A 15,339-nucleotide genomic window follows, 5' to 3' on the forward strand; every position below is an offset into this window, starting at 1 on the left:
AAATAGGTGTCATGCATTCAAAGCGCGAGTAGGGGGAACAGATTGTCCGTGCTAAAGGAATTGCTGTTACAATTCATTTTATCCTTATTGCCTGTTTTTGCCTTCCAGCTTTGGCATGATAAAGAGCAGGGCTGGAAGGGTATGTCTATTTTCATGGGCATTTTTTGTGGTGCGTCGATGGTGCTATGCATGATAACCGCGCCAAACGTCTACGGCTATGAAGTCGATTTTCGTATTATTCCTTATTTGATCGGCTCGCTGTATGGCGGAGTGCCGACGCTTGCCGCATTATCCATCATCTATATCGGCATGAGAATTCCGATGCTGGACAGCGTATGGGAAACGGTTAGCTTCATCCTGTTCATCGCTGGATTTGTTCCGCTTGTTGTGCTTTCAATCCGTTCTTTTGGTCGTGCGCCAGTTGTCCGCAAGAAACGTAAAGCCATATTCCTGATGTCGGTAATGATGCTTTATTGCATCATTACGATAACGGGCTACGTCTCATTTAGCGGTGCATCGTGGTCGATTATGATGTCTGTGTCAATCGTACTGGCTACAGCAGCAACGCTGCTGGCAACTTGGCTGTCCATTTTTATGATTGAGAGCGTAAAGGAGAAGCAGCTGCTCCATATTGAAGTGAAGCGGCTGTCTGCTAATTATCGCGATGAAGTGGAGAAGCTGCAGCAATTTATTGAAGAGACGTCATTTGGCGTAATCGTCATTGATCGTGAAGGACGAATCACTAATTTTAACAGGGCGGCGACGCAGTTTTTAAGCTTACGCCCGGAGTATACCGGAGCAAAGCAGCTGATCGGCGCACCATTTCCTCTCATATTTCAGAGCGGACAATGCGAGGCTTGCCTCAAAATGCTTTATCAAGCGCTTAATGGCAATAAGTCCTCTTTAGTTCCGTTCGTCAGTGGCGATAAAAAACTGCTGCTATCAACAATTTCGCTGCGGACGTCCTTAAACGAACAAAATGCGGGAGCGGCGCTAATTGCCCAGGATGTGACCGAGCTGCGCCAGCTGCAGGATGAAGTTGGCCGCATGGAGCGGCTCAGCTTAGTCGGTCAGATGGCTGCGAGCATCACGCATGAAATTCGTAATCCGATGGCGGTGATACGAGGTTTTGTCCAGTTGATTCAGGAACGCAGCCCGAAAAACCAACAGGAATATTTTCGAATCATAATGGAAGAACTTGACCGCGCAAATATGATTATTAGCGATTTTCTGTCGCTTGCTCAGAATAGGTCGCTCTCGATGGAGCCGTCGTCATTGCATGATATTATTAATGAACTCATTCCGCTTCTAAATGCGGACGCGAATATGCGGGGACAAACGATTGAAGTGAGCCTTTGCAAAGATTTGCCGATGATTATGTTAAACGACAGAGAAATTAAGCAGCTGTTTCTCAACATTTCCCGAAACGGTATGGAAGCGATGGGCGATAAAGGCTCATTGCGCATAAGCACCTCATATCACGGCAGCAAAATCGAGCTGCGGATAGCCGATCAAGGCGTTGGCATTTCGTCTGACCAAATGAAGCATTTATTCGAGCCGTTTTTTTCAACAAAGACGCAGGGCACCGGTCTAGGGCTTCCGCTGTGCTTAAGTATCGCGGAGCGTCACAACGGACGGATCGACGTCGAATCGAAGGAGGGAGAAGGAACGGCTTTTATCGTAACCTTTTTCCTGCCGGAGGAGAAAGCAAGTTAAAATATACATAAAGCTGAGGACTGTAAATGAATCAATCGTTCACTACGGTTTTTTTTATAAGGGAGTAAGGGGAGATAAATATGGAAATACGCAAGCTGTTAGCAGGAGAGCAGCCTCCGATGGAACTGCTGCTGCTCGCAGATCCTTCCGTTAAGCTGGTTCAGGAATATTTAAAGCGCGGGGAATGTTATGTAGCTGCCCTGGACAACGAAATCGTCGCTGAATATGTTTTACTGCCGACAAGGCCGGAGACGGTTGAAATCGTTAATATTGCTGTGGCCGAGACCCATCAGGGCCGGGGAATCGGGAAGCGGCTGGTGCAGCATGCGATTCAGACTGCAGCGCTGTTCGGCTATAAAACGATAGAAATAGGAACCGGAAATTCAGGAGTAGGCCAGCTCGCCCTTTATCAAAAATGCGGGTTTAGAATGACAGGTATTGATAAAGATTTTTTTGTCAGGCATTATGAGGAAGCGATTTTTGAAAACGGGATACAGGTAGTCGACATGGTCCGTCTCTCCCAGGATTTATAACATAAAGCTTCTGGAGGAGACTTTTTTGCAAAGTACAGTTGTGAATTGATAAGGAAAGACCGAGTGGCGCATACTACCCTTGAAAGATAACCGGCTGCAAGCGGTTAGATCGTATTTGGGGAGGAGGCGTTAGCATTGGCACAGCGTAATGAGGAAAAAGGCCGTTCGGCTGAACAAGCGCAGCAGGCTGCAAAAAACTCGGCAGGCAGCGGCAAGTCGCCGGAGTCCGCAGGTTTTGACAAAAAGCTGGATGGACCAAACCGTCCGTCTACTTAGCGCGGAGGTGATTACGTGTCTGACCATGACCATAAGCAAAAGGACAAACAGCATGTCGACGATCCGGCGCTCGATCCTTATGAAATCGAATTTTTGCCGCAGTTTCGCGAAGGGCGGGGAAGCCGCGCGCCGTTTGTGAATCAGTATGGGATCGTAATCGGCGATCATGAATATGAGTCTCCAGATTCACCGCTGTCACAGTGGAGCGAGGATACAGATCCTGCTGTTATGGCGGGTGATCAATGGGTGCATCCGTTTAAGGACGTAGGCTTTCAAACGGATGAGAACAGGGATATTTTTGAGAAGGGGCTTCCGCCGCAGGGGGGAGTATTTACACATCCTGACAAAAATGCCGCATATGGCCTAAATGAACCGGAAAAAATTACGGATTGGGCTTAAAAAGATCAGCCGGAGTGTGCGCGCTCCGGTTGCTTTATTTTGACTACCGACGGTATAATAGTAGCTAAAATAAAGTAATAAAGGAGTGTGTTTCGATGTCGATGTCATTCGAAAGATACATGTTAGATATGGTGCAGCCAATGCGGGACGATCTTACCCGAATTGGTATTCAAGAGCTTCGCACGGCTGAAGAAGTAGAACAAAAATTGCCAAATGCTAAAGGCACTGCGCTCGTTGTTGTAAACTCGGTTTGTGGCTGTGCAGCAGGCCAATGCCGTCCAGGCGTGGCTGAGGCGCTTCAGCATGATGTTACTCCTGATCATTTGTTTACCGTATTTGCTGGACAGGATAAAGAAGCGACAGCGAAAGCACGTGAATATTTTGCTCCGTATCCTCCATCGTCCCCTTCCATCGCTTTGATGAAAGATGGCGAGCTAGTACACTTTATCGAGCGACACCAGATCGAAAATCGTTCCGCAGCGGACATTGCAGCCGATCTGTCTGACGCATTCGATCGGTTCTGCCGCTAAGTGGGACGGTGACTATGAGCCTACAACAAGAAATTATTGAAAGACTTGGCGTAAAGCCAGAAATCGATCCGGAGGCCGAAATCCGCAATCGGGTCGATTTCTTGAAGCAGTACGTTAAGCAGTCAGGTACGACGGGGCTGCTCATTGCCATTAGCGGCGGGATTGACAGCGCGGTAGCAACCGGGCTTTGCAAGCGGGCAACGGATGAGCTCAGCTCGGAGACGGGCCAAGAGTATATGACGCTTGGCGTATTCCAGCCTTATGGCGATCAATCGGACATTGCTGATAGCTATGCCGTTGCGGAAGCGTTCCAGTTGAAGCACCGCGCTGAGACGAATATTGCGGAAGCGGTGGACGAGATTGCAATCGAAGTGGAGCACAGCTTCAAGTCGTTAGGCATTCCGCGCCATTTGAGCCGCGGCGGCAAAGGCAACGTGAAGGCAAGAACGCGGATGGTCGTGCAGTACGCTCTCGCATTCGATCTTAATTTACTGGTTGTCGGCACGGATCACGCTTCCGAGGCGATTACAGGCTTTTTCACGAAGTGGGGCGACGGCGCCGTGGACGTAACGCCGCTCAGCACGCTTAACAAACGTCAGGTCCGGCAGCTGGCCTCCTATATCGGCGTACCGCAAAGCGTATTGGACAAAGCGCCAAGCGCAGGCCTATGGGATGGACAAACCGACGAGGGAGAGCTGGGCATCACCTACGGTGACAATAGCGATTACCTCGAAGGCAAGGAAATTAACGCCGAGGCCCGCGAGAAGCTTGAAAAACAATATTTGAAAACCGAGCACAAGCGCTCCCCGATTCCGGGTATTTAAGCTGCTGCTGAGGTTTATTTACAAAGCGAAGACCGTCCCTGGGACCGAGCAATCGGCACTCGGGGCGGTCTTTTTTTATTGTTAAAAGAAAATAAAGTATTAGACTGACGGGTAGGATAGGGTGGTAATATTACATTAAAGGAACTTAAATTTAAAACTCGAATATCTAATGTAATCGGATAGCTAAAAATTTGACGACAGACAGGAGTTAGATACGATGATAAAAGGTTTTGGAGGAATATTTTGGAGAACTAAGAATCTTGAAGTTATAAAAAAATGGTACAGTGAAGTGTTGAAGATTGAAATAGACAATTGGAATGGGACTGTGATAAAACCCCAATTAGGAAATGAGACTATCTTTTCTTTCTTTACCGAGAATGACAGTTATTTTCCAACGGAACAACAAGTGATGTTAAATTTCCAAGTACATGATCTAAACGAGACTATTAAGCATCTTGAACATATTGGTGTACCTCTTGCAAAGAAAAAAGAGATTAGTGAATTTGGAAAGTTTATTTGGATTGAAGATCCTGAAGGTCGACTGATCGAGCTTTGGGAGAAATAACGAGTTGTAATTCATTTGCTATTGAGCTAACGAGTACGATGCTAGTTTATTTAAGCAGTCTAAAACCTTCTATTAGAAGCAAACTAGAATTAATTGCTCTAATGGAGGTTTTATGGTTTTAAGCGAGCTTGGCGTCTTTATGAAGCGGATAAACGAATCCAGGGTTAAGCCCATTGGAGGAAGATGTTATTCATTTAAAGATCTCATGTGCGACACTGAGCCGTTAAAATATTCCATAGTTCAATAAAAAGAGGGGAAATAATCCATCTATTCCATAAGGAGAATCAGGGGATCTACAAGGACTTCGAGTACACAGATCGTAAAGAACTCATTCTACTTGCCAAAATGAAATTGGGCCGATTAACTGAGGCTGATATTATTGAAAATAAGTGGCTACTGGAAAGATGGGGATATGAGGACGAAAATAACATGGATGAAAAACGGATATATACACCTCTTGATGGTCTTTCCAGTGAGGAGATTAAGAACGACTGAAAAGAAATCAGTTAGACGAGCTATCTCGTTGAGATAACGGGCGTAATGTTTAATAGCCATGAAGTAGACAAAACTATAAGTGGGTGATGTTATGGATGAATTTGAAAAGATGATGGCTGAAATAAATGAATCAATGGTAGCTGAATTGAAGGCTTCTCGTCATTTTGATCCAGCAATGTTAAATGCTTTTAAGAATGATGTTGCTGAGTTAATCAGTATTAAACACGAATATGCAGACAAACTTTCTGAATTACGGGCTTCTGCGGAAAAAGATGTCGTGAGACTGGAGTATTCAAAAGGCGGGGAATCAATACATAGAGGGTATTATTGTCCGAGCCCAATATTAGATTTAATCGTTGGTGGTATGAAACGGGGCAGACTGTTTAAAAAGAAAATACCCGAATTCGGGAACTACTCTTACGAGTATGGCTTTGATAAGGATGATCGGTTAATCCGAGTAAAGGGTGTAAATGAATTGACGACACACGATAGTAGTTTTGATGAAGAATATTTAATTTACCGGAGAGATACTATATACGGAGTCGAATTTAATAACTTGGGCGAATTGAACGTGGTGTCCAAATGTGTTTATAATAACGGAAATATTATTAAGTATGAACGGAGCATCATTTGGATGGAGATAAACGCTGACCTCAATTATGAGGAATACACATATGAGAACAAAAAACTTTCAGAAGTGCATATGTTTTATAATGTGGAGCCATCAATGGGTTTTTATAGCGAAAGCAGGTATCTTGTTGATCAAGATGAAGATGCAAAAATCATAAGGTTAACAGGTGGAGAAATTGTAAATAACGAATGGCAAAAAGATGTTTACGAAATAAGATGATCAAACTACCGGGCAACGTTAGTTCAATAAACCAGGGCAGTCCTGGACTGCCGCTGGTTTTATTTTGGGATCATTCTTTTGCTTAATTCAGCGAACTTGATGGATCCTACAGCTTTTTTTGTCATACGACATGGTCCACATTGATCACTCTGAATAGCATCATGACAACTTATTATTTTATCATTGAAGAGGGAAGCTTATAAGGTATATGACACCAAATTGTCGGATGACAAGAACATGTAGCGTTAGCCGCAGCCGACACCTGTGGGAGGCGCTGGATGGCGTATCACTGCTAAAGAAGAAACGCACGAACCGTCTAATACCAAGGCTAGCAAGTTTTCCGGTAATGAAGTTCGCTTTGAAGGGTTGACGGAAGAACGTATGAAGTATATATTTAGTTTAGAATGATCGTTCGATCTAACGGAGAGAGGGGAAGCCGAATGTTTGACAAATACAACAAGGCGCAGCGTGCTGTCCTAGAAACAACACTTAACATTATCATTCGGAAGGAACTACAAGCTACCTCCATGTCGCTGATCGCAAAAGAATCTGGCGTATCGACGGGGAGCATTTATCACTATTTCCAAAGTAAAGAAGATATTGTGAACGAATTGTACAGAGCAATTGTCACGTTTAACGGAGAGTATGTATGTGAAGGATTATTGCAAGGAAGAACGATTCGCGAAAAGTTCCAGATGGGTTGGAACCGGGTTATCGATTTGGGTAAAAAATATCCACAGGGCTTTCAATTTATTGAGCAGTATTCATTCTCGCCTTACATTTATGAAGCGGTAAAGCTGGAAGTCTATACAGGCGGTTGGTGTGGGCCTATGAACCATATATACGAAGAAGCGATTCAGCAGAAGTTGTTTATCCCGCTCAATCCGAAAATGATGGTGCAGATGCATTACGGAACATTTGTTTACATGTTAAAGGGCCATCTGCACGGGATCTTTGAGTTAACCAGCGAAAGTATAAACGAAGCAATCAGTTCCTGCTGGAATGCTGTGCGTCTCATGGATACTGCTATAATGGAGAGATAGGTTCCGGGCTCGCTCGAACCTACTTTTTTTAAAAACAATAGAACGAACATTCGATTTATCCGACTGGAGGGGAGACGTGATGTGCAAAACTTTTTCATAGCTGGTACTTTGTTCATATCATGGATTCTCTGACACATGCTTTGGGCTGAATGACTCACCTGTCGGGCTTTTCGTCTGGATCATGACTCGCTGGTTAAAGTGGGACGATACCCAAGGCGATGATAGCGGCATTAAAAAACACGAGTACTCGTGAAACTATTGGATAGCTAGGAGAATTGATTATGAAAAACAGTTACAATCGGTGGGACAATAGCTAATTTAGGATGGAGAGGGGTTTTCTTCACTTATTCTTACGTCATTATCCTTGCCCTTTTGGTTACTTTATACATTCCTCATGTAAAGCCTCAGCGAAGTGAGGTAGCAGGAATACTTTAAACCCGTTTCGGTTGCCACCCAAAGTATATATGATCGGATTAGGTATTTTCGGGATACTCATTCTCTACTACGCAATTTTCACGAATCTTGCCATTTACATTGCAGATTCTGGGCTTGGCAATGCAGCAACAGTCGGTTATGCAACATCAATATCTTTAGTCGCCATGTTCATAGGAGGATTTTTTGTTAATCGAGTGATTGGATTATTCAAAGAAGCGACTATGGCGTTTATATTACTTTTATTCTGTCTCGCATTTGTTACGATGAGTTTTGCTCATGTACTTGTCATGGTCGTAATTAGCGTAGTCCTAGTTGGCCTAGGAATCGGTATGGTATTCCCTGTATTGATGGATAAACTATTGAATGCTGCTCCGAAAGAACGACTAGCTTCCGCCATTTCTCTTTTTCTTGTTTTCACCTACTTAGGTCAATTTGTTACACCCATCGTTCTGCAAGGAATTCATCTTCTTGGCACTTCAACACTTAGAGGTAAATTTTTATTTATTGGGGTAGTAGCTGGGGCAGCTTTCATTATTGCGTGCATCGTAGTTATGAAGAAACATATAAAGAACGTTTTACATGCGGAAAGCGAGCGTACAGGTCAGCGGTAAAGCCGGAGTTGAAAAAATGCTGCTTTCATCAAACACAACAGCAAGTTTGCTTATAACCAATGCAGACATTTTCTCTGTCGGTTGTTGATTAGAAACAAGGCGCGGGCAATTCGAAATTGGTCCAGATTTTCCACAAGCGACCAGTACGGCGCTGGCGGAGAAGGGGGGTGATGCAGCAAGCGATAGAACGAAGCCGAGGCGGTGTGACGACAAAGATTCATACAATGGTGGATGCTCCCAAGCTTGCCGGCAAAACAGTCATGGCAGATCGCGGTATGGCATGGATCATATCTTGGATTTGATTCTTGACAGCAGGCAACATTCATTAGAACGAACGTTCAATACAAAATGTGTATAGGAGGAATTAAAATGTCAACAAAAACGATTTTTATTACGGGGACCAGCTCGGGGCTCGGTAAGCTGACGGCCATTCATTTCGCGAAGTACGGCTGGAACGTCGCCGCGACGATGCGCACACCGGAAAACGAAACGGAGCTGACCAAGTATGAGAATATAAAGCTTTTTAAGCTGGATGTCACCGACCTGGAGCAAGTCAGCTCTGCCGTCGATGATGCAATTGCAGCCTTTGGGAAAATCGACGTCGTCGTCAACAATGCGGGAATGGGCGTTTACGGGGCGCTGGAATTAGCTTCGGAAGAGACCATTGATTGGCAGTTTGCCGTAAACGTACGCGGTCCGATCAATGTCATGCGTAAGTTTCTGCCGCATTTCCGAGCAGTCGGTGGCGGCATGTTCATCAATATCAGCTCCTTCATGGGCCTCACGACGGCAGTTCCGCTGGGGTCCCTGTATAACATGTCCAAATTCGCGCTGGAAGGCTTGACGGAAGGGCTCTATTACGAGCTGAAGCAGCTAAATATCGAGCTTCGCCTCATTGAACAGGGCGGTTCTTCCGGTAACAATTTCAAGAATAACATCCGCTGGAACAAAGAAGAGAAAATCAAGGTTTACGACGGGCTTATGGATAAACTTCTCACGATGATGAATAACCCCGGCAAACTGGATGATCCGCAAACCATCGTTGACGCCATTGCGGCCCAGGCAACCGGAGAAAGTAAGCAATTCCGTACGGTCGTTGGTGAAGCTGGCCATAACTTGCTGATGATACGGAAATCGGTTCCCATCGAGCAATACCTGGAAACGATCGCGCAGGGTATTAAATAACGTGGCGTTCATCCGTTACGTTTGACTTTTCGAGGAGAATCGGAAAAAAACGTCAATCCTATAAAATAAAGGAGGGCCTCAAGTTGTCGAGTAAGTCTCGTCAGCCTGAGGCCCCACTGTCGCTCAGAGTCATCCTCAACAGGATGGCTTTTTTTGTACGCTAAACATTCGTAACAGAATATGTATTCTGTTACGAATGTTTATTGTTGTTCGTCTGATTTTTCTTTTCGGAAAACAACCCGGATAAGGGCAAAGTTGAAATGGCGTTGCTTGATGGATTACGCTCTAAGAGGTCAATTCATCCAAAATCAATCAACTTCCTCAGACCACTTTTAATTAAATTCCATTAAATCCCTCTTCATATTAATAATCATCCCTAAATGACCGATTGTTGACTCAACAACCATATTTCCGTCCACATCGAGTTCATTCAATACGAAATATACCAATGTTTGCGTTGAAATTTTTGGTAGATTTGTTTTGTAATAGTGCAATGAGCACATTCGTAGATTTTGGTAATATGGTAGATTTAAGGTAATAAATAATGGGAGTGAAGATTGAGTGAGACGACGGTTTATGCTTTTGGTTTGTGTATTTCTGATGCTGACGCTGCTTCTGCCCTTTCAGGCAGCCGCGGCGGAGACCGGTTCCGTGGTGGTAGCAGAGAATTCGAAATCGGGTGTAACGATGGTTGCAGGCGGAATTGGTCATTCTCCCGCTCTTAAAGAGGATGGAACCGTCTAGGCGTGGGGAAGTGGTGGAGTACTCGGCAACGGAACTCCGTATTCCAGTACCACTCCCGTTCAGGTAAAAGACCTCGAAGAGGTGGTTACTGTAGCTGCAGGTCATATGGCGATGGATCATCATCGACACGGGGCCGTCTTACCCCCGTTCAGCTGCAGGGTCTTAGTTCGGTGGCCGCCATCGTTACTGACGAAATGCATAGTGTGGCGCTTAAAAGCGACGGAACTGTCTGGGAATGGGATGCTATACGAAAGGCGGTGAATGCAAGAGAACAGGCTGCCAGTTCTTTTTGATTGAACACGCTTTTTCCGCATGGTAACAAGGGCACCGCTACTTAAGAAAAAAAACGCACCGGGGCCTCGATCTTCCGATTCCGTGTCGAATGGAAAAAATGAACATGGCGTACTCTGCGTATGTGCATCATGTATCAATTTTGAATGAAAGGTTGAGAGATTATGAAGAAAATCCCGCTAGGATGGTTGGCCGGTTTGTTTTTATTCCTACTGATTCCTGTGTATGCGCATGCTGCCGGAGAAATTACAGTGGACAACAGCGATTATGATTTGGGCACTCCGCATCATGCGAAGCTTCCTTTATCTGTAAATGTCCAGTCCGAGTATGAGATTCAGAAAGTTACGGCGAAGGTGGACGATCGGGAGGTCGAGCTCAAGCTTGCCGACTGTGGTGCGGGCTGTACATGGTGGACCGCGGATTTCCCCTTGGACGGGTTGAAGCAGGGTGTAAAGACTCTTACCCTTACCGCTTTTGATTATGCGGGCAGGACCGGCACAATAACGAAGAACTTCCTCCACGATGCTCCTCCGGAGGTACAAATCACCGGCGTATCGAAGCATCATGTCGTGCAGAACGGCAAATTCCGGGCTCTTGTAAGCACAAAGGACGAGCTATCCATTCCGATTATCCGCGTATCGCTCTCAACTGCCGATCGAGTAATCGAGACGTTTGAAGCTAAAGGTTCCCTGGACCATGAATTCGACCTCACTGCCTATAAGGATCAGATTGTTACCTACCGGGTACAAGTATATGATGGGGCAAACGTATATAATCGCAATTTGCGCTTTTCTTCGGAATATCATTTGTACGTTGATCCCTCTTCAACACTAATTCCGGTAGATAGCGTGGAAGGAACGATCGTGGATTTCGACGACACCCGAACCCTCTACTATGACACCGACTACAAGTTGCGGATCAAGAACCGCACGGACGGGACGGAAACCATCATCTATAATCCTCCCAATTATGTTTTGGGCAAGTCGCTGTTGACACCTGCAGGTGCACTGATGAGAGCTTTTTGTGGTAAAGACTGTGCTAAGTATTTCCTGTGGAATTCCGGTCAACTGAAGGATACGGGCATTTGGGCATCGACGGATTTTTTTGCACAAACCAACGGAAAATATGCTTTCTCTGGCTATACAGAAGATCTGATCGATACCGAAACCGGGGAGATTCGCAATTTCGGAAGAGTGGGCAATGTCGCGCTGGCTGCAAACGGCAGCTTTGTCGAAGCTAATAACGAGGGAATCACCCTATTTCAGCCCGATGGTACAAGCAGGCAGCTAATCAAAACCAGCTTCGAATATCCATCGCTCGTGTCTGATGGAAAGATCGTGCTGCTGAACACCAATAGCCGCGATATATTGAAATATGCTGACGGTTCTCTCACGGAGATAAGTAAATCTATTTCCGATCATGATATTACGAGTCCGCATTCTGATTTCGAGATCAATCAGGGGTGGATTGCCTACACGAAGCCCACACCGAGCGGACGCAGACAAATTTTCTTGGAATCTCCGCAGGGAACTGTGACTCAAGTTACATATTTCAATGGAAATCCGAAAATCCGCGCTTTGAACGAACACGGGACTTTGGCAATCACGTATAATAGCGCCCTGTATATGTACCATCCTGGAGATCAGGAACCGAAAAAACTCATATCCGATAGTACCAACATCTCTTATCACAACGGCGCATGGTACCAAGCGGTCGAGGGCACTCTGTTCCGTCTAAACGATGCACCCGGGGACACTACCGCACCTCAGTGGCCTGCTGGTGATGTGCTGACGGTTACCGATGTGACCTATAACAGCGTACGGCTGAATTGGCAGCCGGCCACGGATGATACGGGAGTAGACAAATACTTGGTGTACCAAGACAATACGCTGCTGGCTACCCTGAACGGGGATGTGAACAGCTATGAAGTGAAGGGGCTGTCTCCAAAGTCGTCCTACGTCTTTTCACTGGCCGCCGTCGATGCCGCCGGCAACCAAAGTGTGAAACAAGAAGTGACGGCCACTACTGCTGCATATGCGACTCCCGGCTCTTTTAAGCTTTCCGATTCCAAAACTTATTCAGACGGCTGGTACAATTATGAGTTTTCGTTATATTACGGGTACATTTCGTCTCCAGGCCAAGTGTTGAGTGGATCTTGGAGCCCCCCTGAAGGTTTCCATGGAGTCGTTAAGGTCTCCATGGCTTCCCCGGAAGGAGAAGATTATGACCTTAGTCTGGAGACTGTAGGCGAGGGTAAGCGATTGCCGGAAGGTACGACATTACTCACAGGCGGTACCGAGTACAGTACTACCGAGGTGCCCGGAGGTTACAAAGCGGAGTGGAGAGTTAAGGGACATACAGACAAAGATTATAGTCGGGATAAGAAGGTTTTCGTCTATGTGAGCATCAAATATGACAATCACTGAAGATATTGCTATGTTTACGGAAACTTAATGGCCGGCCGCGGGGTCTCCCCGCGGCCTTCTTTGCACCCGCGATTTGGTGATAAGCCTCGGATCTTCAGAAGTTTTCCTTTTAACACAATTGGGGGATTTTTCACTTGAAGTTTCTTACTTGATTGAAAGAGTAAAAAACTAAGAGAAAGAGAGAAATTAGGCGCTTTCAGGAGGGAAATAAGGATATTGCAATCTAAAATGAATTATTTGAATATTTAAAAAAATGAGATTATAGTATATAGTATAAGTATCAACTCAAGATAAAAGTTCTTGAAAAGGTTAAACCTCACAAGGAGCCTTTAGTTGTGAGAGCGCATTCAGGAACTACAGTTCTTGGAGATTGATACTATATCCTCAATCCTTATGGTAATGATTCCGAATCATCGTCAGGACGATTTGGATTAAATAGCTTCTATTAAGAAGACTATTTAACCAACGTCAAACCCAATGGGTTTAAGATGAAATATGGAAGGAATTACCGGACAGGTTAGGCAGAAGGGATAAGGTAGCTGATGAATAATCAGTATTACCTGCTCAATGCCAGTCTCAGACGGTTTCTATCGGATGAGAATAATCGTGGCAACACGGTTATTTGGATGAGTTAATCTAAGATAGGAGAGGAGTCTGGGAAGTAGAATGGATATAGTGGAAACTACGTAAGCCTCATTTATTGACGAATGTCGATAAATGAGGCTTTATTTTTGTGTGACGACCGTACTCCTGGACTCATGAGGCTATGAAGCTATCCAACATATAACATAGCAAAGGATACTGTATCATAGCGGAGAAAGACTAAAAATACGCCCGGTCAGCTTCCCTAAGACTGTGAGAGACTGGATGAGGCAGAAATTTCGCGGATTATGAAGGGTGAGGTTTCCATGTTAGTTTGTTAGTATTGGGGTAAGAGTCAATAAAACCAATCGGAGGAATTAAAAAGATGCCGGAGGTTGATCAACGCGACCATTATTTCGATAATGTGAAGTTTGTCTTGATTACGTTCGTGGTCATCGGTCATGTGCTGGAACCCCTTTATTCTACAAGCGAGTCAGCGAAGGCCTTGTACAACTTCATTTACTTTTTTCATATCCCGCTTTTTGTTTTTATTACGGGTTACTTTTCCAAGAAATCGGGAAAGCTTGGCCCCTATCTCGTTCTGTATGTCATTTTTGAAACGCTGTATACGCTGCTGGATTATTATCTGAACGACCGGGCAAACCTGAAATTCACCTTCTTTCTGCCCTATTGGGTAACCTGGTATCTGCTTTCGGTTATTCTATGGAAAATCGCCCTGCCGTATTTTACGAAATTAAGGTATCCGATCTTGTTTGCAAGCTGCCTTGCGGTATTGGCCGGCTACGATTCAACGGAACTGGGGTATAAGCTGTCTTCGCTCCGGGCGATCAACTTCTTTCCGTTCTTCCTGGCAGGTTACTATATGAAGAGGGAATACTTCGCTTATTTATTTAAATGGCCGGTCAAAATGGCATCTGCGTTTATTATGATTCTCACACTGGGTCTTCTATTCCGCTATGGCCAGAACCTCAATTGCGAATGGCTTTGGGGCAGCTACAGTTACTCGAAACTGGGGAGCCCGGAATGGTATGCGGGGGTATACAGGGTGGCTATTGCAGCCGTATCGGTCATTTTGTCACTTTGCATTCTTTCTTTAATCCCAACGGGGCAGACACGGATCAGCGAGCCCGGTATTCGGACGATGTATCCCTTTTTGCTGCACGGGTTCGTATTGAGAATAATGTATCATCAAGGCTTCTACCGGTATATCGACACATGGTCAGATCAAATGCTGCTGATTCTGTTTGCCATCGTTATAACCTTTATTTTTTCCATGAAATGGGTCGAAAAACTCTGCCGGCTGCTTTTCAGCCCTAACTTATCTTTTCTGTATAAAAAGAAAAGCTCACCATTATCGCGGGTGCAATGATTTTTTTCATAAGGAAGGGGCTGTGCGAAATGCAAAGCGAGTTAACATAATGGAAGACAAAATAGCAAATACGTACCCGACCACCGACTGACGAGAAACCGCAGTGTTGCATTCGTTACAGACGATGATATTAATCGAAACTCGCTATTTGTATTGGAATTTAACAAGTAAAATCGATGCCTAATCGCTATCATCCCGAGCAGCAGTGAGGTTTATACGGTGCTCATCAATCCGAACTTCAAGGCTTGTAGACCACCTCATTTTTATCTTGACATCACTAGAAATATCTAGTAAGTTCAATGAATAAAACATACTAAATCCATAGGAAAAGAGGGTGATATACATTAAATAAACGTCAATTAAAAATTTGCTAGCTTTAGCCGGAACGTAACATGCGTCCGGCGGGCTGACCAGATAACTGGAGGCTGAGGATTCGTTCCCTGG

16 protein-coding genes and 1 pseudogene are annotated in these 15,339 nt (G+C 45.0%); 16 read left to right on the top strand and 1 reads right to left on the bottom strand.

Annotated elements, in window-relative coordinates; translation table 11 throughout:
- The first annotated feature begins 48 nt into the window (after positions 1–48).
- The 16 genes and pseudogenes from AC0YNZ_RS26235 (at position 49) to AC0YNZ_RS26310 (ending at position 14,895) form a co-directional block, all read left to right on the top strand.
- The gene (locus AC0YNZ_RS26235) at positions 49–1,716 is read left to right on the top strand and encodes an ATP-binding protein (protein ID WP_475829429.1); all 1,668 of its coding nucleotides are present in this window, start codon (positions 49–51) and stop codon (positions 1,714–1,716) included.
- Positions 1,717–1,796: 80 nt separating this feature from the next.
- Positions 1,797–2,249: a GNAT family N-acetyltransferase gene (locus AC0YNZ_RS26240; protein ID WP_475829414.1), complete on the top strand. Its 453-nt coding sequence runs from the start codon at positions 1,797–1,799 to the stop codon at positions 2,247–2,249.
- 135 nt (positions 2,250–2,384) lie between these two features.
- Positions 2,385–2,525: a hypothetical protein gene (locus tag AC0YNZ_RS26245; protein ID WP_475829415.1), complete on the top strand. Its 141-nt coding sequence runs from the start codon at positions 2,385–2,387 to the stop codon at positions 2,523–2,525.
- Positions 2,526–2,540: 15 nt separating this feature from the next.
- Positions 2,541–2,924: a DUF3905 domain-containing protein gene (locus tag AC0YNZ_RS26250; RefSeq protein ID WP_475829416.1), complete on the top strand. Its 384-nt coding sequence runs from the start codon at positions 2,541–2,543 to the stop codon at positions 2,922–2,924.
- Positions 2,925–3,019: 95 nt separating this feature from the next.
- A complete protein-coding gene (locus AC0YNZ_RS26255) occupies positions 3,020–3,454 on the top strand; it encodes a BrxA/BrxB family bacilliredoxin (protein ID WP_110769610.1) in 435 nt (144 codons plus the stop codon).
- Between the two features lie 14 nt (positions 3,455–3,468).
- Entirely contained in the window at positions 3,469–4,278 is an 810-nt protein-coding gene (nadE, locus tag AC0YNZ_RS26260; RefSeq protein WP_475829417.1) for an ammonia-dependent NAD(+) synthetase, read from the top strand.
- A 217-nt stretch (positions 4,279–4,495) separates the two neighbouring features.
- Positions 4,496–4,843 carry a VOC family protein gene (locus tag AC0YNZ_RS26265; protein ID WP_475829418.1) on the top strand — a complete coding sequence of 116 codons (348 nt, stop codon included), beginning with the start codon at positions 4,496–4,498 and terminating at the stop codon, positions 4,841–4,843.
- A 586-nt stretch (positions 4,844–5,429) separates the two neighbouring features.
- A complete protein-coding gene (locus tag AC0YNZ_RS26270; RefSeq protein ID WP_475829419.1) occupies positions 5,430–6,188 on the top strand; it encodes a hypothetical protein in 759 nt (252 codons plus the stop codon).
- A 440-nt stretch (positions 6,189–6,628) separates the two neighbouring features.
- Positions 6,629–7,231, top strand: coding sequence for a TetR/AcrR family transcriptional regulator (locus AC0YNZ_RS26275; protein ID WP_475829420.1), 603 nt, complete (start codon positions 6,629–6,631; stop codon positions 7,229–7,231).
- Positions 7,232–7,695: 464 nt separating this feature from the next.
- The gene (locus AC0YNZ_RS26280; protein WP_475829421.1) at positions 7,696–8,277 is read left to right on the top strand and encodes an MFS transporter; all 582 of its coding nucleotides are present in this window, start codon (positions 7,696–7,698) and stop codon (positions 8,275–8,277) included.
- A 170-nt stretch (positions 8,278–8,447) separates the two neighbouring features.
- Complete coding sequence (locus AC0YNZ_RS26285; protein ID WP_475829422.1) at positions 8,448–8,579, top strand: hypothetical protein; 132 nt, start codon at positions 8,448–8,450, stop codon at positions 8,577–8,579.
- A 67-nt stretch (positions 8,580–8,646) separates the two neighbouring features.
- Positions 8,647–9,462 (top strand): SDR family oxidoreductase, encoded by an 816-nt coding sequence (locus tag AC0YNZ_RS26290; RefSeq protein WP_475829423.1) that lies wholly within the window; start codon positions 8,647–8,649, stop codon positions 9,460–9,462.
- Between the two features lie 561 nt (positions 9,463–10,023).
- Complete coding sequence (locus AC0YNZ_RS26295) at positions 10,024–10,206, top strand: hypothetical protein (RefSeq protein ID WP_475829424.1); 183 nt, start codon at positions 10,024–10,026, stop codon at positions 10,204–10,206.
- A 51-nt stretch (positions 10,207–10,257) separates the two neighbouring features.
- Positions 10,258–10,467, top strand: a pseudogene (locus AC0YNZ_RS26300) (hypothetical protein); the annotation flags it as partial.
- Positions 10,468–10,661: 194 nt separating this feature from the next.
- A complete protein-coding gene (locus tag AC0YNZ_RS26305) occupies positions 10,662–12,923 on the top strand; it encodes a fibronectin type III domain-containing protein (protein WP_475829425.1) in 2,262 nt (753 codons plus the stop codon).
- A gap of 967 nt (positions 12,924–13,890) precedes the next feature.
- Positions 13,891–14,895 (top strand): acyltransferase family protein, encoded by a 1,005-nt coding sequence (locus tag AC0YNZ_RS26310; RefSeq protein ID WP_475829426.1) that lies wholly within the window; start codon positions 13,891–13,893, stop codon positions 14,893–14,895.
- 180 nt (positions 14,896–15,075) lie between these two features.
- Here AC0YNZ_RS26310 and AC0YNZ_RS26315 read toward each other — a convergent pair.
- Positions 15,076–15,339 (bottom strand): hypothetical protein (locus AC0YNZ_RS26315; protein ID WP_475829427.1); only part of this gene is annotated, 264 nt, incomplete at its 5' end.

The sequence above is a fragment of the Paenibacillus sp. J2L1-98 genome, from assembly GCF_056269405.1.